The sequence below is a fragment of the Amycolatopsis sp. 195334CR genome, from assembly GCF_017309385.1.
In the GTDB taxonomy this organism is placed as follows: domain Bacteria; phylum Actinomycetota; class Actinomycetes; order Mycobacteriales; family Pseudonocardiaceae; genus Amycolatopsis.
In genome coordinates this window covers 2,730,083-2,747,102 of the sequence record NZ_JAFJMJ010000002.1, presented here as the reverse complement: position 1 = coordinate 2,747,102, position 17,020 = coordinate 2,730,083, and the positions used below count along the sequence as shown (strand labels likewise).

Sequence of the window (17,020 nt, the reverse complement as noted above, 5' to 3'; positions counted from 1 at the left end):
GTGTGGGCGTGGGGCTGTCCTTGTTCGCCGGCCGGGATTATCGGCATTTGTTCGCCGCGCAGGTGGTGGCGTTGTTCGGCACCGGGCTGGCCACGGTGGCGCTGGCCCTGCTGGCCTACGACCTGGCGGGCGAGCGGGCCGGCGCGGTGCTCGGCACGGCGCTGGTGATCAAGATGCTGGCCTACGTGGTGATCGCGCCGCTCGCGGGTGCCTACGCCGATCGCCTGCCGCGGCGCGGATTCCTCGCCGTGCTGGACGTGGTGCGGGCAGCGGTGGTGCTGGCACTGCCGTTCGTCACCGAGATCTGGCAGGTCTACCTGCTGATCTTCGTGCTGCAGTCGGCTTCCGCCGCGTTCACGCCGACCTTCCAGGCCGTGCTGCCCGACATCCTGCCCGACGAGAAGCAGTACACACGGGCGCTTTCGGCCTCCTCGCTGGCGTCGAGCATGGAAACACTGCTGAGTCCGGTGCTCGCGGCGGCGTTGCTGAGCGTGATGAGCTTCCACTGGCTGTTCAGCGGGACCACCGCCGGATTCCTCGCCTCGGCACTGCTGGTGCTGACCACCCGCGTTCCCCGCGCGAAGCCGACCGCGCGCACGGCGGTGCTGGACCGCGTCGCCGCGGGCGCCCGGATTTTCCTTGCCACGCCCCGGTTGCGCGCGGTGCTGGCACTGGACCTGGCGGTGGCGGGTGCCGGTGCGGTGGTCATGGTCAACACCGTGAACTACGTCCACGACGTGCTCGGGTTCGCCGACGCGGAGGTCGCGCTCCTGCTCGCGGCCAACGGCGTGGGCACGATCGTGGTGGCACTGGCGCTACCGAGGGTGCTCGACCGGCTGGCCGAGCGCACTGTGATGACCACCGGCGCGCTCGCGTTGTGCGCCGGGCTGGCCGGCGCCCTCGGTCTGTCGCTTGTGGACGGTGGATGGGCGGCCGCACTGGCGGTCTGGGCGCTGCTGGGGGCGGGCGCGGGCCTGGTGCTCACCCCGGTGGGCCGGGTGCTGCGGCGGTCCACCGCCGAGGCCGACCGTCCGGCGATCTTCGCCGCGCAGTTCTCGCTCTCGCACGCGTGCTGGCTGCTCAGCTACCCGATCGCGGGCTGGGGCGTGACCGCGTTCGGCTTCACGGCGGGCTGGGCCGCGCTCGGCGTGCTCACGGCCGGAGGCACGATCGCGGCGGTGGTGCTGTGGCCGCGGCGGGACCCCGAGGTGCTCACCCACGTCCACTACGACGTGCCCGCCGACGACGACCACATCGCCGACGCGGTGCGCACCGCCGACGGTGGCTGGCGGCACGCGCACGCGTTCACCATCGACGGCCGCCACCGGCGCTGGCCGGGCGGCGTGCCGGTGTCCGCCTGAGACGGTCAGGCGCGGGTCTTGCGCCCGGTCACCTTGTTGTAGATCACCAGCACGATGACCGCGCCGATGACCGAGCCGATCCAGCCCGCCGGCTGGAACCCGCGGAAGCCCACGGTCAGCAGGCCGAACAGGAAACCGCCGACGATCGAGCCGACGATGCCGAGCACGATGGTGCGGGGCAGGCCGATGTCGTCCCGGCCCGGCACCAGCGCCCTGGCGATGAAGCCGGCGATCAGTCCGAAGAGGAGCCAGCCGAGAAACGTCCACACCATCGCGTCACCTCACGGTCGAAGGGCCGTCGATCACGCTACGGGAACCGCCCCGTTCCGGCGCGGAACGGGGCGGTTCCGATCGGGTGGTTCCGGGGGAGTGAGCGCCCCCGGCGTCAGCCGAAGTTGCCGGTGGCCACGGCCTTCCAGTCGTTCGCGCAGCCAGGGCCGCACGCCCAGGACAGCCGCGGGTCGCCGGTCACGCCGCCGTTGCCGTCCAGCGTCCACACCGCGACCTCACCGGACGTGGCGTTGTGCCACACCACGTCGTTCTTGAAGTCGTTGGTGAAGTCGTTGACGGCGACGATCTTCCACTGGTTGGCGCAGTCCGGCCCGCACTGCCACGACAGCTTCAGCGCACCGGTCACCGTCTGCTTGCCGTCGGTCAGCCACGCGGACACCTCACCGGTGGTGGCGTTGTGCCACAACAGGTCGTCGAGGTGGTCCTCGTTGAGGTCACCGGCTCCGACGACCTTCCACTGCCCGGCGCACTCGGGTCCGCACGGCCACGAGAGGTTGGGATTGCCGGTCACGTGGCCCTTGCCGTCGAGCAGCCACGTGCCCACCTCGCCGGTGGACGCGTTGTGCCAGACGATGTCCGACTTGTTGTCGGCGTTGAAGTCGCCGATGGCCACCGCCTTCCACTGGCCGGCGCACTCCGGGCCGCACTTCCAGTCCAGGCTCAGCGCCGAGGTGACCGTGCCCTTGCCGTCCAGGATCCACGCGGACAGCTCGCCCGTGGTGGCGTTGTGCCACAGTACGTCGGAGGTGAAGTCGTTGTTGAAGTCACCGCCGCCGACCACGCGCCACTGGGCCGAACACTCGGGCCCGCACGGCCAGGAGAGTCTGTTCTCCCCGAGCACGGTGCCGTGCCCGTCGGTGAGCCAGGCGCCCACCTCACCGGTCTTCGCGTTGTGCCACAGCAGATCCGCGTTGCCCGCCGCGGCCTGGGCGGGCGCGGCGGAGAACGCGAGCGCCGCCGCGGTCGCCGCCAGCGCGGTCCCGATCTTGTGCACCGACATGGTGTGAACCCCCTGATCACTGGTGATCCGAACGTCACCGAGGATCGCCGGGTGCGGGGGAGCGCGGTAATACCAAGATCTGGGGGGTTGACAGCGGGGCGACCACGGGCTCGGGAAGGGTGCGGGCCACCAGCCAGGCCAGCGCGGGCAACACGATCAGGGGAACGAGGGCCGTCCGCAGCGAGGTGTGGTCGGCCAGCGTGCCGATCAGCGGGCTGGCGAGGCCGCCGATGCTGACGGTGAGCCCGAGGGTGACCCCGCTGGCCGTGCCGACCCGCGTGGGCAGGTAGTCCTGGGCGAGGGTGACCTGCAGGGAGAACGGGACGTAGAGACCGGCCGAGGTCAGCAGGACGAACACGTAGAACAGCGGCCCGGGCACGAACACGACCCCCGCCAGGGCGCCGAGGGTGCCCAGGTACGACCAGCGCACCACGGCCACCCGGTCCCAGCGGTCGGCCAGCCTGCTCCCGAGGATCGTGCCCACCGCTCCGCCGAGGTAGAGCAGGAACAACGCGGCGCTGCCCGCCGCGACCCCGCCGGAGACCCGCTGCTGGGCGTAGAGCGAGATGAACGTGCCCAGCCCGACGAACACGATCGAGCGACAGACCACCACTACGGACAGCTTCCCGAACGAGACCTTGTCGTCGGTCCCGGCGGAGTCCTTCGTGGACGCGGCCGTGCGCGCGCCCCGGTGCAGTGCCCGGAGGACGGGCAGGCACAGCGCGCTCCCGGCGAGCGCGGGCACCACCAGCAGCGGGGACAGGCGCAGCCCGCCGGTCGCCACGACTGCGGTGACCATCAGCGGCGCGACGGCGAAGCCGAGGTTGCCGCCCAGGGAGAACCAGCCCATCGCGGTGTTGCTGCCCCCGCTGGCGATCCGCGCGATCCTGGCCGACTCCGGGTGGTAGGCCGCGACGCCGATCCCGGAGATCGCGACGAAGACCAGCGTCAGCGCGTACGAACCGCTGATCCCGCTGAGCGCGATGCCCAGGCCGCCGAGAAAGGTGCTCACCGGCAGCAGCCACGGCATCGCCCACCGGTCGGTGAGCGCGCCGAACAGCGGTTGCGCCACGGAGGACAACAGCGAGGCCGCGAGCACGATGCCCGACGCCGCCGCGTACCCGTAGGCGCGCTCGGCCACGAAGAACGGCACCAGCGCGGCCACCGAGCCCTGGTAGACGTCCACACAGGCGTGCCCGACCGACAACAGGATGATCGACTTGTTCCGTGCCACGGGATCATGCTCGCCGCCCGGACCAGTGTCGCACTTCCGATAAAATGCCACCCTATGACGGAAATCCGCCACATGCCGGTCGCGACCACCCGGATGCAGCCGCTGGCCGCGGGTGCCGGCATCGACGCGCACCGCCACGACGACCACCAGATCGTCTACGCCGCCCGCGGCGTGCTGGCCATCACGACCGACCGGGGTTCGTGGGTCGCCCCGGCCACGCGGGCGATCTGGGTGCCCGCGGGCACGGTGCACGCCCACCAGGCACACGGGGAACTCGAACTGCACCTGGTCGGACTGCCCGCCACCGACAACCCGCTGGGCCTGGCCGAGCCCACCGTGCTGGCCGTCGGGCCGTTGCTCCGGGAGCTGATCCTCGCCTACACCCGGCCGCCGCACGACGATTCGGGGGAACGGCGGCGGTTGCGCGCGGTCCTGCTCGACCAGCTCCGGGCCTCACCCCAGCAGCCGCTGCACCTGCCCACTCCCACCGATCCCCGCCTGCGTGAGCTGTGCGCGCTCCTGCACGCCGACCCCGCCGACAACCGCACGCTGGCCGCACTCGGTGCGTGCGTCGGCGCGAGTGAGCGCACCCTGACGCGGTTGTTCAAGGCCGATCTCGGGATGACCTTCCCGCAGTGGCGCACCCAGCTGCGGCTCCACCGCGCGCTCGTGCTGCTGGCCGGGGACACGCCGGTGACCACCGTGGCCCACGCCTGCGGCTGGTCTTCCACCAGCGCGTTCATCGACGTCTTCCGGCGCGCCTTCGGGCACACGCCCGGAACGCGCCGGAAGCAACTCGTGGAGAACTAGCTTTCCGAAAGGCCCCGCACCGCGTCGTGGGCAGTGCGGGGCCGGATTCGGAGCGTGGGTCAGCAGTAGAGGTTGCCGCCGGGGGCCACGCCGAGAATGCCGGTGAACTGCTGGTACTTGGTCACCCGGCTCTGCACCTGGGCGGGGTTGCCGCCGTTGCACTCGATGCTGCCGTTGATGCTGCGAATGGTCTCCCCGAAGCCGCGGCTGTTGACCATGGCGTTGTGCGGGGTCATCGTGCCGGGGCCGTTCTGGGTCATCCAGTACCAGATGGCGGTCTTCCAGGCGACCGCCGCGTCGTTCTGGACCAGCCACGGGTTGGTCAGCAGCGGCAGGCCCAGCGCGTCACCCGCGGCCTTGTAGTTGAAGTTCCAGCTCAGCTGGATCGGGCCACGGCCGTAGTAGGCGGCGTTGCCCGCCGGGCAGCCGTAGGACTGGCTGGTGTCGCAGTAGTGCGGGTAGTTGGCCTGGTTCTGCTCGACGATGTGGACCAGGCCGCCGGTCTCGTGGCTGACGTTGGCCAGGAAGGCGGCCGCTTCCTGCTTCTTGACGGTGTCGCTGCCGGTCTTGGCGAAGGCCGGGTACGCGCTGAGCGCGGTGACCAGGCCGTTGTAGGTGTAGAAGGGGTTCCGGCTCGGGAACATCTGGTCGAACTGGGCCTGGCTGACCACGAAGCCGGACGGGTCCGGCGGGTTGGTCGAGCCGCCGCAGGCGCCCTGGTCGGCCCACACCTGCGCGATGCCGGGGGCCTCGTTCTGCGTCCACCACTTGGCGGACCAGTTGCGGCCGTTGTACGAGGCGGTGTCGCCGCCCCAGTAGACCGCGCTCGCGTTCCACGGGGTCACGCACGCCGCCGCGACGGCGGCCGGGGCCGGGACCACCACGGCGACCGTGGTGGCGGCGAAGGTGGCGGCGACCGCCGCGAGCATCCGTCTGAGAAACATGACCGGCTCCTTCGAACGGGGGGACTTCAGCGGGAGAATGGTCTATACCTTTGCGGTATCTGCCAAGGTATAGACCAATGCACGCGAAAACCCAACCGGGAAGGCGAAGGAACTGCCTGTTCGGCCCTGCGGCAACAGCCGGACGGCCTAGTCTCAGGCCATGCTGAACTTCTCCGCGTGCACCTGGCCACCCGGAACGTTCAGCGCACGCAGGGATTTCTCCACCGCGGCGGTCATCGCGGGCGGGCCGCAGACGTAGACGTCGCGCTCGGCGATGTCGGGGACCAGCCGGTGCAGTGCGATCGGGTCGAACGGCCGCGCGCCCTGGCCGGTCCGGCCGGTGAGCAGGTGCAGCCGTCCTCTCCGGACCTCCACCAGCTGCCGGACCTCGTGCAGCAGCACGGCTTCACGTTCGTCGCGTACCCGGTAGAGCACCACGACGTCGCCGGTCGGGTCGGCTTCGAGCAGGGCGCGGATCGGCGTGATGCCCACCCCGCCGGCGATCAGCAGGACGCCGTGGCGCGTCCGGTGCCGGGCGGTGAACGCGCCGTACGGGCCTTCCATGAACACCCGCGCCCCGGCCGTCAGCTGGCGAAGCCCGGCGCTGCCGCTGCCGACCGCCTTCGCGGTCAGGCGCAGCGAGCGGCCGTTGGGCGCCGCCGACAACGAGAACGGGTTGGCCAGCCACCAGTGCCGGTGCCCGGGGAACCGCCAGATGGAGAACTGGCCGGGCTGGGCGGGCAGCTTGTCCAGGTGACGCCCGGTGATGTGCACCGACACCACGTCGTGGGCTTCGGGCACCACCGCGGCCACCCGGAACCGGTGGTAGGCGTTGCGCCAGATCGGCAGCACGATCCGCCCGGTGATCAGCGCGCCGAGGGCCAGCAACCACAGCGCCCACCAGTAGACCATGCCGAACACGGACGACCAGAACGTCGTGGTCTCCAGCAGCTGGTGGACGAACGCCAGCGTCAGGGCCAGGTACAACAGCATGTGCAGCCCGTGCCAGACCTCGTACCGCAGCCTGCGCCGCGCGTACCGCATCGACACGGCCGCGGTCAGCACGACGATCGCCGCGGCCAGCATGCCCAGCAGCGAGGCCGGGACCCCGGCCAGCGCCAGGAACGTCTTGCCCGCCGAAACTTCGTCGAGCGCCGCGAAGCCGAGCACGACGAGGGTGGCGTGGGTGAGCACGGTCCAGAACATGGTGAAGCCGAGCCACCGGTGCCACACGGTCAACCGGTCCATGCCGATCCGCCGGTCGAGCCACGGCAACCTGGCCACCAGGAGCAGCTGGCAGATCAGCAGCAGCGCGGCGTGCAGGCCGAAGAACTTGGCCACAGTGAGGATCTCGTTCTTGCCCTGGCCCGCGGTGAAGAACAGGTACTCGATGATCACCAGGTTGACCACGAGGAACGCCCACAACGCCAGCCGTGCCTGGACCACCGGCGACAACGAGCCTCGCCGCACCTGTGTGCTCGTCGCCACTGCCGCTCCTTTTCGCCGTGTGCCCGAACAGGGGGGTCAGTATGTACCGGCCCGGGCGGTTTCGGAATGCCTTCGGCGCCAGTAGGCGAGGGCCAGCACGATGGTGATCGGCCCCCAGGCGGCGGTCGGCGCGACGCACACAATAGCCAGGATTTCCCATGCGGTGGCGGAATAACCGACCGATTCGACTATTCCGTGCACGGTCAGATGCCGGTCGCCGCCGAGCGGGATGCTGCTGAAGAACGCGGTGAGGGCGAGTCCGCCGAGGAGAGCCGGGAGTGCCGCGGCGAGCGGGCGGACGGGTTTGCCGCCGATGAGTGGAATCCAGGAGGGCGCCACCTCGCCCCAGCCGCGCACCAGGCCGAGCGTCAGGAGCGCGACCAGTTCGGTGAGCACGCTGAGGGTGAGCACGTAGGGCACGCTGATCCAGTGGGGCGGCATGGCGGGCTGGCCGACCTGCCCCATTTCGAAGTGCAGCGCGAAAGGCAGGCGCCACAGGCACGACGGCAGCAGGAGCAGGGGGAGCGCGTGGGCCAGGCGCGAGGCCCAGCGGGGGACCGGCCGTGCGGTGTCGTTCACGGCCGGGGGCCGGTGGAGGATCATGTGCCCACCCTCGCTTGTGGACGGCGGCACGAGATCACCCCGGCGACCGGTCTTCCTCCCGCCCGCGGGGGAGTCGGCTGATCATCCCGGCGGTGGGCGTGGAAAGCTCGATCGGTGAATTCAGCTTTCTTCCGGCGTCGGACCATCCGCGGGCTGAGCACCGTGCTCGGTGCGACGGCGGTGCTCGCCGCGTGTTCCGGCCCCGAGCCGGTGACGACCCTTCCCGCGCCGTCGACGACCAGCAGCCCCGACACCACGTGCCCGGCGCCCGGGATCAAGCTCACCGCCGGCGAGGTCGACGGCGCGATGGGACTGCGGGCGCTCGGGATCCTGCTGACCAACTGCGGCACCGGCGACTACACCGCGAACGGCTACCCGGTGGTGCGCGTGCTGGACGCCAGCCAGCAGCCGCTCGACGTCACGATCGGCAACGGATCGGCCCCGGTGAGCGCGCCGGACAGCTACGACGCCCCGCCCCAGCCGGTGACCGTGCGCCCCGGCGAGCAGGTGACCGCGCGGGTGCTGTGGCGCAACACGGTGACCGACTCGACGGTGCCCGCCACGAACGGCCAGTACCTGGAGATCGCCGCGGCCGCCGGGGAACCACCCCAGCTCGTCACCCCGGCCGGTGGCATCGACCTCGGCAACACCGGACGGCTGGCGGTGAACGCCTGGGCGGTGCGGGGGTGACCGCTGCGCCGAACGTGCGACTTGTGTAACGCGGTGGTCGCGGAAGCTGACGGATCACTCGGTGAGCCGAGCAGACGGAGGCCGCGGATGAAGATCGACTTGTTCAACGAGATCCAGCACCCCCGGCCCTGGCCGGACGGGCACGAGGCACTCAGGTTCAGCCAGGCTCTCGAACAAGCGGTCCTCGCCGACGAACTCGGGTACGGCTGCTGGTGGCAGGTCGAGCACCACGGCGCTGGGGAGTTCAGCCTGTCCTCGGCACCCGAACTGATGCTGGCGGCGTTGTCGCAGCGCACCAGCCGGATCCGGCTCGGGCACGCCGCGGTGCTCGCGCCGGGGCGGTTCAACCACCCGATCCGCGTCGCCGAGCGCGCCGCGACGCTCGACCACCTCAGCGGCGGCCGGGTCGAGCTCGGCCTGACCCGGTCGACCATCCCGGAATGGCGCCTGTTCGGCATCGAGCCCGAGGACGCCCGGGCCCAGACGCAGGAGGCGTTCGAGATGGTGCCGCGGATGTGGACCACGGACCGGTTCTCCTGGGACAGCGAGCACTACCGCGTCCACGACGTGCCGATCGCGCCGAAACCGGTGCAGCGGCCGCACCCGCCGCTCTGGCAGGCGGCGGCGAGCGCGCCCTCGTTCGAGGAGGCGGGCCGCCGCGGGGTCGGCGTGCTGGGCACGACGATGTGGGAGTCGCTCGAACGCGCGGGCAGGCTGGTCGAGCTGTACCGGGCCGCGGCCGGGCAGTGCACGGACCCGGTCGGCTCGTTCGTCAACAACCAGGTCGGTTTCTTCACCTTTGTGCACTGCGCGGACACCGACGAGGAGGCGATGCGGAACGGCGCCGCCGCGGCCGCCGCCTGGTACACGGTGACCGCGCTGACCTTCTTCGAAGCGGCCAGCGAGTTCGTCCGGCTCAACGCGCGCCAGGAGGAGATCGCCGCCGCGCCCGACGGCGGCGGCCTCACCGGCGAGTTCCTCCGCAAGGAGGCTCGGAACGAACCGACCGAGGCGAACCTGCTGATCGCCAGGATCCTGCAGGGCGAGGCCGTACCGGACGACGAGGTCTTCACCGTGCTCAGCGCGCAGGACTCGCTGATCGTGGGCAGCCCGGAAACCTGCCGCCGGAAACTGCGCGCCTACGCCGATCTCGGCATCGACCGGATGATGTGCCTGCAGCAGATCGGCGGCATTCCCCACGACCAGGTGCTCAAGAGCATCCGGCTGATCGGCGAGCTGATCCCCGAGCTGGCCTGACCGCTACTCCGGGCCGGCGGCGCTCTGGTCGAACAGGTGGACCGGGGTGCCGTTCGGGTCGAGGAAGGTCGCGCCCTTGCCGCCCGGCATGGGGATCTCGCCCTGCCAGTCGAGTTCCGGGTGCGCCCGCCGGAAGTCGTCCACGCTGTCGACGGCGTAGAAACCGCCGGCGCCCCACCGCGGCCCGGAGTCCGGCGGCACGTCGAGCATCAGCTCGACCTCCGACCCGGGGAGCTTGAACGCCACCGTCAGGTCGCCCTCCCGCCAGGACTCCTCGAAGCCGAGCGTGTCGCGGTAGAAGGCGACCGACTGCTTGAGGTCCTTCACCGGTTGGTACAGGAACGTCAGTTTCATGGCGTGACCGTAAATGGATTACGGCGGGGCGTCAACCGGTTATGCTGGGGGCATGCGCGAATGGGTACCGGTCCCCGGTTCGGCGAAGGCCCGGCTGATCGAGGCGGCCATCCACCACTTCGAACTCAGCGGGTACGAGGCGGTCAACGTGGTGGAGGTGGCGGGCAAGGCGAGCGTCACCACCGGCGCGCTGTACCACCACTTCGGCTCGAAGCTCGGCCTCTACCAGACGGTCCGCGAGGAGATGGAGAAGCGGATCACCGAACGGATGGAGGGGGCGGCCGAGGCGGTCGGTGGGCGTGGCTACCCGGCGGTGCGGGCGGCGCTGCTGGTCGCCTTCGACGCCGCCGTCCGGTTCACCGTGTGCCGGATCCTCGGCGAGCAGTCCCCGGTCGAGCGCGAGGACCCGGTCGCCGCCGCGCTGCGGCCGTTGCTGACCAAGCACAAGGCACCCGCCGCGGACGTGCTGGCCGCGGCCTGGCGGGCCGCGCTGCTGGTGGTCGCGTCCGGCACTCCCGCGGCGACCGCGCGGGCTTCCCTGGTGTTCGTGCTCGACCCGGCATAATTTGACCCGTTCCAGAGAACGGTCTTAGGGTTCCGGGTGATGTCGGATTTCGAGGCACAGCTGCGGGCGGTCTCGCTGCGCGTGACCCGGCCTCGGCTCGCGGTGCTCGCGGCACTGCAGGACCACCCGCACGTGGACACCGAGAAAGTGATCGCGCTGGTGCGGGCCGAGCACCCCGCGGTCTCCCACCAAGCGGTCTACGACGTGCTGCGCGCGCTCACCGAGGCCGGGCTGGTGCGGCGCATCCAGCCCGCCGGGGCCACCGCGCGCTACGAGGCCCGCGTCGGCGACAACCACCACCACGTGGTGTGCCGGTCCTGCGGGGCGATCGCGGACGTCGACTGCGCCGTCGGTCCCGCACCCTGTCTGACCGCCTCGGCCGACCACGGGTACGTGATCGACGAGGCGGAGGTCGTGTTCTGGGGCACCTGCCCCGCCTGCGCGACCGCCAGTTCCCGATGAAACCGCCACTTCGGAAGGAAGCAGATGAGCTCCACCCAGAACGACCCCGCCAGCGCGCAGGGCGTGGATGAGAAAGCGGCGGCGGGCTGCCCCGTCGCGCACGACTCGGTGACCTCCCACGGCAGCGAGAGCGAGAACCCGGCGATCGACTCGCCGACCTCGAAGACGGGTGGCCGTCCGCGCACGAACCAGGACTGGTGGCCCAACCAGCTCGACCTGTCCGTGCTGCACACCCACTCGGCCAAGGGCAACCCGCTGCGGGAGGACTTCAGCTACCGCGAGGAGTTCGCCAAGCTCGACGTCGAGGCGCTCAAGCGGGACATCACCGAGGTGCTGACCACCTCGCAGGACTGGTGGCCTGCCGACTTCGGCCACTACGGCGGCCTGATGATCCGGATGAGCTGGCACGCCGCGGGCACCTACCGCATCGGCGACGGCCGCGGCGGTGCCGGGGACGGCGCCCAGCGCTTCGCCCCGCTCAACAGCTGGCCCGACAACGCCAACCTGGACAAGGCCCGCCGCCTGCTGTGGCCGGTCAAGCAGAAGTACGGCCAGTCGATCTCCTGGGCCGACCTGCTGGTGCTCGCCGGCAACGTGGCGCTGGAGTCGATGGGCTTCAAGACCTTCGGCTTCGGCTTCGGCCGTGAGGACGTCTGGGAGCCCGAGGAGATCTTCTGGGGCCCGGAGGACGACTGGCTGGGCGACGAGCGCTACGTCAGCGAGTCGGAGATGGTGCCCGACGTCGGCGCCACCGAGATGGGCCTGATCTACGTCAACCCCGAAGGCCCGCGCGGCAACGCGGACCCGGCGGCCGCGGCCCACTTCATCCGCGAGACCTTCGGCCGGATGGCGATGAACGACGAGGAGACCGTGGCGCTGATCGCCGGCGGTCACACCTTCGGCAAGACCCACGGCGCGGCCGTGGCCGACGACCACGTCGGCGCGGAGCCCGAGGCCGCCCCGCTGGAGGCGCAGGGCCTCGGCTGGCTGAGCACGCACGGCAGCGGCAGCGGCGCCGACACGATCACCAGTGGTCTGGAAGTCACCTGGACCGACGTGCCGACGCAGTGGAGCAACCGCTTCTTCGAGATCCTGTTCGGCTACGAGTGGGAGCTGACCACCAGCCCCGGTGGCGCGAAGCAGTACGTCGCCAAGGACGCCGAGGCGATCGTGCCGGACGCGCACGACCCGGCCAAGAAGCACAAGCCGACCATGCTCACCACGGACCTGGCGCTGCGGGTGGACCCGACCTACGAGAAGATCTCGCGCCGGTTCCTGGAGAACCCGGACGAGTTCGCGCTCGCCTTCGCCAAGGCGTGGTACAAGCTGCTGCACCGCGACATGGGCCCGGTCAGCCGGTTCCTCGGCCCGTGGGTGGCCGAACCGCAGCTGTGGCAGGACCCGGTGCCCGCGGTCGAGGGTGAGCTGGTCGGCGAGAGCGACATCGCCGCGCTCAAGGCGAAGGTGCTCGACTCCGGCCTGACCATCGAACAGCTCGTCACCACCGCGTGGGCGTCGGCCGCGAGCTTCCGCTCCACCGACAAGCGCGGTGGCGCCAACGGGGCCCGAATCCGCCTCGAACCGCAGCGCGGCTGGGAGGTCAACCAGCCCGAGCAGCTCGCGACGGTGCTGGAGACCCTCGAAGGCATCCAGCGGGAGTTCAACGGCGCGGGCGGCGCGCAGATCTCGCTGGCCGACCTGATCGTGCTGGCGGGCTCGGCCGCGGTGGAGAAGGCGGCGCGGGACGGCGGGTATGACGTGACCGTGCCGTTCCACCCCGGCCGCACCGACGCCACCCAGGAGCAGACCGACGTGGAGTCGTTCGCGGTGCTCGAACCGCGTGCCGACGGGTTCCGCAACTACCTCCGCCAGGGCGAGAAGCTTCAGCCGGAGGTGCTGCTGGTCGACCGCGCGTACATGCTCGACCTGACCGCGCCCGAGATGACCGTGCTGCTCGGCGGGCTGCGTTCCCTCGGCGCCGGGGGTACCTCGCACGGGGTGCTCACCGACCGGCCCGGGGTGCTCAGCAACGACTTCTTCGTCAACCTGCTCGCGCCGGGCACCCGGTGGAAGGGCTCGGAGGAGGAGCACGTCTACGAGATCCGCGACGCGGCCACCGACGAGCTGAAGTGGACCGCCACCGCGGTCGACCTGGTCTTCGGCTCCAACTCGCAGCTGCGGGCGCTGGCCGAGGTCTACGCCAGCCAGGACGCCCGCGACCGGTTCGCCGCCGACTTCGTCGCGGCCTGGACCAAGGTGATGGAACTGGATCGGTTCGACCTGGTGTGATCCCGTGGCCCGATCACCGGTCCGGGTTTGACCGGTGATCGGGCCGGGTACGCGCGCGGCATGCCCGACCGCGACGCGATCAGCGAACCGTGGGGTGAGCGCACCCCCTACGGCCCGGGGGAGAGCTGGCCGGTGCGCGTCGACTGCCACCTGGCCGACGGCCTGCGTGCCGAGGACGTCGACGCGTGGGTGACCTCGGCGGCGGTACTGCACTCCAACGGGGACGGGCTGGAGATCGCGGTCAAGGACGGGCGGGTGGCCGGGGTGCGCGGCCGCGCGGACGACCGGGTCAACCACGGCCGCCTCGACCCGAAGGACCTCTACGGCTGGCAGGCCGGGGGATCACCCGATCGGCTGACGACCCCGCTGGTGCGCGAGGGTGGCGAACTGGTCGAGGCCAGCTGGGACGAGGCCATGGCGCGGGTCGTGCGCCGGAGCAGGCAGCTGCTGGGGGAGCAGGGCCCGAGCGCGCTGGGCTTCTACACCAGCGGACAGCTGTTCGCCGAGGAGTACTACACGCTCGCCGCCATCGGGCACGGCGCGATCGGCACGAACCACATGGACGGCAACACCCGGCTGTGCACCGCGACCGCGGCGGCCGCGCTGAAGGAGTCCTTCGGCTGCGACGGGCAACCCGGTTCGTACACCGACGTCGACCACGCCGACGTCATCGCGTTGTTCGGGCACAACGTCGCGGAGACGCAGAGCGTGCTGTGGAGCCGGATGCTGGACCGGCTCGCCGGGCCGAACCCGCCCGCGCTGCTGTGCGTCGACCCGCGCACCACGCCGGTGGCCCGCGCGGCCACCGTCCACTTGGCACCGTTGCCCGGCACGAACGTGGCGCTGATGAACGGGTTGCTGCACCAGATCATCCAGGACGACCGGGTCGACCACGAGTACGTGGAGCGGCACACGGTCGGCTACGACGAGCTGGTGAAGCAGGTCGCCGACGCCACTCCCGAAGCGGTCGCGGACATCTGCGGGGTGCCGCCGGAGCGCATCCGGGAAGCGGCCCGGCTCCTCGGCGGCGCCTCCCGGTTGCTGTCCACCGTGCTGCAGGGGTTCTACCAGTCGCACCAGGCCACCGCCGCCGCGGTGCAGGTGAACAACCTGCACCTGATCCGCGGCATGCTCGGCAAACCCGGCGCCGGGGTGCTGCAGATGAACGGGCAGCCGACCGCGGAGAACACCCGTGAATGCGGTGCCGACGGTGATCTGACCGGGTTCCGGAACTGGGCCAACGACGAGCACGTGGCCGAGCTGGCGCGGCTGTGGAACCTGGATCCGTTGCAGATCCCGCACTACGCCCCGCCGACGCACCTGATGCAGATGCTGCGGTACGCGGAGAACGGCACGCTGCGCTTCCTGTGGGTCAGCGCCACGAATCCGGCGGTGTCCCTGCCCGAACTGGCGCGGGTGCGGTCGATCCTCTCCCAGGACCGGCTGTTCCTCGTGGTGCAGGACGCTTTCCGCACCGAGACCACCGAGCTGGCGGACGTGGTGCTGCCCGCGGCGATCTGGGGCGAGAAGACCGGTACGTTCACCAACGCCGATCGCACCGTGCACCTGTCGGACAAGGCGGTCGAACCACCGGGCGAGGCGAAATCGGATCTCGACATCTTCCTGGATTACGCCCGCCGCATGGACTTCCGCGACCGCGACGATGCCCCGTTCCCGTCCTGGCACGACGCCGAATCGGCGTTCGAGGCCTGGAAGGCGGCCAGTGCGGGGCGTCCGTGTGACTACAGTGGACTCACCTACGCCAAGCTGCGTTCTGCCAACGGCATTCAATGGCCGTGCACCGAGGACAGTCCGAAAGGGACGGAACGGCTCTACGCCGACGGGAAGTTCTTCGCCGATCCCGACTACTGCGAGAGCTACGGCCGCGATCTGGTCACCGGGGCCCCGATGGAGCCGGGGGAATACCGGGCGATGAACCCGGACGGCAAGGCGATGATCCGGCCCGCCGAGTACCTGACCCCGCACGAACCGCCGAGCGCGGAACGGCCGTTCGCGCTGATCACCGGGCGGACGCTGTACCACTTCCACACCCGCACCAAGACCGCCCGCGCACCCGAACTGCAGAAGGCGGAACCGGAGGTGTGGGTGGAGATGTCCGAACGGGACAGCCGTGCGCACGGCCTCGGCGAGGGCGACTTGGCGGAGATCACCACCGCGCGGGGATTGGTGCGGGCCAGGGTGCGGGTCCGCGAGATCCGCGACGGCGTGTTGTTCCTGCCGTTCCACTACGGCTACTGGGACACCGACGGCGATCCGCACCGCGCGGCGAACGAGCTGACGCCGACCGACTGGGACCCGGCGTCGAAGCAGCCGATCTTCAAGACCGCCGCGGCGGCGATCGCCCGAGCCGGGGAGGAGCGATGAAACTCGGGTTGGTGATCCGGGAACTGCACCGGTCGGAAACCTCGCTCGCGCGTTTCCTGTACGAACTGTCCGATCGCCACCGCGTGGAGCACGAGGTGTACCACGTGGCGAGGGATCTGGCGGGGTGGTCGCGTGAGCACGTGCGCGAGCTCGCCGAGGCAGGCCACCGCTACGACCTCACGCTGCGGCCCGCGGCTCCGCGGTCGTCCGGTCTGCTGGCCCCCGCGCGGCGGAAGGCCAGCGAACTGACCGGGCGGCGCGCGGAGCCCGGGTTGCTGCTGCTCGCCGACCTCCGGCGCCTGCACCGGCGTGCGGCTGGGGTTTCGCTGGACTGGGAACTGCTGGGCCAGGGCGCGCAGGCGGTGAAGGACCGGGACCTGCTCGACCTGGCGGGGCGGTGTCACCCGCAGACGTCGCGGCAGCTCAAGTGGTCCGACGCGATGCTGAAGACCCTGTCGCCGCAGATGCTGGCCGCCGGTTGATCACCGGGCTCCGGCGGCGGTGAGGATGGACGCCACGGCCGACTGACCCTTGTCCCGGGCGTGGGCGAGCGGGGTGGTGCCCTCGTGGTCGGCGAGGTTCACGTCGGCCCCGGCGTCGATCAGGATGCGCACGATCTCCTGGTAGGCGGGCCCGCCGTCGCCGAGGATGATGGCCTCGAGCAGGGCCGTCCACCCCGGGTTGTTGACGTGGTTCACGTCGATCCCGGTGGTGGAGGCCAGCCGGACGTACTCGACGTGACCGCGCTCGGACGCCGGGATCAGCGAGGTGCCGCCGAACCGGTTGGTGATGGTGAGGTCCGGGTTGGCGGGGAGCAGGGCCTGCGCCATCGCCACGCTGCCGGTGACCCCGGTGACCAGCCACGGGGTGTCGTGGCGCTGATCCAGCGCATCCGGATCGGCGCCGGCCGCAACCAGGAGGGACGCGACCTCGACCCGGTCGGAGGTGACCGCTCGCAGCAGCGGGGTGCGGCCCGCCGAGTCGCGGACCTCCAGATCGGTACCTGCCGCGATGGCCGCGCGCACCACCCCCGCATCACCACGATCTGCCGCCGCCAGCAGTTCCTCGGCCTGCACCGGAGCGACCTGCCTTTCACTCGACTCCATCGGAACTCCAGTGGGTGGGGTGCTCGGCGCCTGCCCAGAACAGGCACCGAGCACAAGAGCCAAAACCAGCGCGATGACACCGCCAATGCCCCGCCCGCCGCGGGTGGCACGGATGTCGCGACCATCCGTGCCGTCGGTGTTGCCACCGCCTCCGCCACCGCCGCTACCGTGGTCCACGCGG

17 protein-coding genes are annotated in these 17,020 nt (G+C 70.9%); 9 read left to right on the top strand and 8 right to left on the bottom strand.

All coding sequences use genetic code 11. The annotated features are described in order from the left end of the window. The first annotated feature begins 14 nt into the window (after window positions 1-14). Window positions 15-1,361 (top strand): MFS transporter, encoded by a 1,347-nt coding sequence (locus tag JYK18_RS35605; protein WP_242583785.1) that lies wholly within the window; start codon window positions 15-17, stop codon window positions 1,359-1,361. A 5-nt stretch (window positions 1,362-1,366) separates the two neighbouring features. Here the strand turns inward: JYK18_RS35605 and JYK18_RS35600 are convergent, their stop codons facing one another. The 3 genes from JYK18_RS35600 to JYK18_RS35590 form a co-directional block, all read right to left on the bottom strand. Next, a complete protein-coding gene (locus JYK18_RS35600; RefSeq protein ID WP_206807776.1) occupies window positions 1,367-1,633 on the bottom strand; it encodes a GlsB/YeaQ/YmgE family stress response membrane protein in 267 nt (88 codons plus the stop codon). 113 nt (window positions 1,634-1,746) lie between these two features. Then, a complete protein-coding gene (locus tag JYK18_RS35595) occupies window positions 1,747-2,652 on the bottom strand; it encodes a VCBS repeat-containing protein (RefSeq protein ID WP_206807775.1) in 906 nt (301 codons plus the stop codon). Between the two features lie 34 nt (window positions 2,653-2,686). Then, window positions 2,687-3,886 (bottom strand): MFS transporter, encoded by a 1,200-nt coding sequence (locus tag JYK18_RS35590; protein ID WP_206807774.1) that lies wholly within the window; start codon window positions 3,884-3,886, stop codon window positions 2,687-2,689. Between the two features lie 54 nt (window positions 3,887-3,940). Here JYK18_RS35590 and JYK18_RS35585 point away from each other — a divergent pair, with 54 nt between their 5' ends. Next, the gene (locus JYK18_RS35585) at window positions 3,941-4,696 is read left to right on the top strand and encodes a helix-turn-helix transcriptional regulator (protein WP_206807773.1); all 756 of its coding nucleotides are present in this window, start codon (window positions 3,941-3,943) and stop codon (window positions 4,694-4,696) included. A gap of 59 nt (window positions 4,697-4,755) precedes the next feature. Here JYK18_RS35585 and JYK18_RS35580 read toward each other — a convergent pair whose 3' ends face one another. The 3 genes from JYK18_RS35580 to JYK18_RS35570 form a co-directional block, all read right to left on the bottom strand. Continuing rightward, entirely contained in the window at window positions 4,756-5,640 is an 885-nt protein-coding gene (locus tag JYK18_RS35580) for a glycoside hydrolase family 19 protein (protein ID WP_206807772.1), read from the bottom strand. 153 nt (window positions 5,641-5,793) lie between these two features. Then, the gene (locus JYK18_RS35575; protein WP_206807771.1) at window positions 5,794-7,128 is read right to left on the bottom strand and encodes a ferric reductase-like transmembrane domain-containing protein; all 1,335 of its coding nucleotides are present in this window, start codon (window positions 7,126-7,128) and stop codon (window positions 5,794-5,796) included. Window positions 7,129-7,164: 36 nt separating this feature from the next. Then, complete coding sequence (locus tag JYK18_RS35570) at window positions 7,165-7,731, bottom strand: hypothetical protein (protein WP_206807770.1); 567 nt, start codon at window positions 7,729-7,731, stop codon at window positions 7,165-7,167. A 114-nt stretch (window positions 7,732-7,845) separates the two neighbouring features. Between JYK18_RS35570 and JYK18_RS35565 the strand changes: the two genes are divergently transcribed. Next, complete coding sequence (locus JYK18_RS35565; RefSeq protein WP_206807769.1) at window positions 7,846-8,421, top strand: DUF4232 domain-containing protein; 576 nt, start codon at window positions 7,846-7,848, stop codon at window positions 8,419-8,421. A gap of 87 nt (window positions 8,422-8,508) precedes the next feature. After that, window positions 8,509-9,678: an LLM class flavin-dependent oxidoreductase gene (locus tag JYK18_RS35560; protein ID WP_206807768.1), complete on the top strand. Its 1,170-nt coding sequence runs from the start codon at window positions 8,509-8,511 to the stop codon at window positions 9,676-9,678. A gap of 3 nt (window positions 9,679-9,681) precedes the next feature. Here JYK18_RS35560 and JYK18_RS35555 read toward each other — a convergent pair whose 3' ends face one another. Continuing rightward, the gene (locus JYK18_RS35555) at window positions 9,682-10,032 is read right to left on the bottom strand and encodes a VOC family protein (RefSeq protein WP_206807767.1); all 351 of its coding nucleotides are present in this window, start codon (window positions 10,030-10,032) and stop codon (window positions 9,682-9,684) included. Window positions 10,033-10,084: 52 nt separating this feature from the next. On the opposite strand from JYK18_RS35555, the gene JYK18_RS35550 reads away from it, so the two are divergent. Genes JYK18_RS35550 through JYK18_RS35530 form a run of 5 tightly spaced genes read left to right on the top strand, consistent with a single transcriptional unit; the run spans window position 10,085 to window position 16,215 of the window. Continuing rightward, entirely contained in the window at window positions 10,085-10,597 is a 513-nt protein-coding gene (locus JYK18_RS35550) for a TetR/AcrR family transcriptional regulator (protein ID WP_206807766.1), read from the top strand. Window positions 10,598-10,636: 39 nt separating this feature from the next. Next, entirely contained in the window at window positions 10,637-11,059 is a 423-nt protein-coding gene (locus JYK18_RS35545; RefSeq protein ID WP_206807765.1) for a Fur family transcriptional regulator, read from the top strand. A gap of 24 nt (window positions 11,060-11,083) precedes the next feature. Continuing rightward, window positions 11,084-13,348 (top strand): catalase/peroxidase HPI, encoded by a 2,265-nt coding sequence (katG, locus tag JYK18_RS35540; RefSeq protein WP_206807764.1) that lies wholly within the window; start codon window positions 11,084-11,086, stop codon window positions 13,346-13,348. 60 nt (window positions 13,349-13,408) lie between these two features. Beyond that, complete coding sequence (locus tag JYK18_RS35535; protein ID WP_206808316.1) at window positions 13,409-15,733, top strand: molybdopterin oxidoreductase family protein; 2,325 nt, start codon at window positions 13,409-13,411, stop codon at window positions 15,731-15,733. Further along, window positions 15,730-16,215: a hypothetical protein gene (locus JYK18_RS35530; protein ID WP_206807763.1), complete on the top strand. Its 486-nt coding sequence runs from the start codon at window positions 15,730-15,732 to the stop codon at window positions 16,213-16,215. The genes JYK18_RS35535 and JYK18_RS35530 overlap by 4 nt, the downstream gene beginning before the upstream one ends. Here JYK18_RS35530 and JYK18_RS35525 read toward each other — a convergent pair whose 3' ends face one another. Continuing rightward, window positions 16,216-16,839 (bottom strand): ankyrin repeat domain-containing protein, encoded by a 624-nt coding sequence (locus JYK18_RS35525; RefSeq protein WP_206807762.1) that lies wholly within the window; start codon window positions 16,837-16,839, stop codon window positions 16,216-16,218. Window positions 16,840-17,020: the final 181 nt, after the last annotated feature.

Coding starts and splice junctions, on each gene's coding strand:
- JYK18_RS35600 (WP_206807776.1), bottom strand. CDS start 1,633: ATGGTGTGGACGTTTCTCGGCTGGCTCCTCTTCGGACTGATCGCCGGC.
- JYK18_RS35595 (WP_206807775.1), bottom strand. CDS start 2,652: ATGTCGGTGCACAAGATCGGGACCGCGCTGGCGGCGACCGCGGCGGCG.
- JYK18_RS35585 (WP_206807773.1), top strand. CDS start 3,941: ATGACGGAAATCCGCCACATGCCGGTCGCGACCACCCGGATGCAGCCG.
- JYK18_RS35580 (WP_206807772.1), bottom strand. CDS start 5,640: ATGTTTCTCAGACGGATGCTCGCGGCGGTCGCCGCCACCTTCGCCGCC.
- JYK18_RS35570 (WP_206807770.1), bottom strand. CDS start 7,731: ATGATCCTCCACCGGCCCCCGGCCGTGAACGACACCGCACGGCCGGTC.
- JYK18_RS35560 (WP_206807768.1), top strand. CDS start 8,509: ATGAAGATCGACTTGTTCAACGAGATCCAGCACCCCCGGCCCTGGCCG.
- JYK18_RS35555 (WP_206807767.1), bottom strand. CDS start 10,032: ATGAAACTGACGTTCCTGTACCAACCGGTGAAGGACCTCAAGCAGTCG.
- JYK18_RS35550 (WP_206807766.1), top strand. CDS start 10,085: ATGCGCGAATGGGTACCGGTCCCCGGTTCGGCGAAGGCCCGGCTGATC.
- JYK18_RS35545 (WP_206807765.1), top strand. CDS start 10,637: ATGTCGGATTTCGAGGCACAGCTGCGGGCGGTCTCGCTGCGCGTGACC.
- katG (WP_206807764.1), top strand. CDS start 11,084: ATGAGCTCCACCCAGAACGACCCCGCCAGCGCGCAGGGCGTGGATGAG.
- JYK18_RS35535 (WP_206808316.1), top strand. CDS start 13,409: ATGCCCGACCGCGACGCGATCAGCGAACCGTGGGGTGAGCGCACCCCC.
- JYK18_RS35530 (WP_206807763.1), top strand. CDS start 15,730: ATGAAACTCGGGTTGGTGATCCGGGAACTGCACCGGTCGGAAACCTCG.
- JYK18_RS35525 (WP_206807762.1), bottom strand. CDS start 16,839: ATGGAGTCGAGTGAAAGGCAGGTCGCTCCGGTGCAGGCCGAGGAACTG.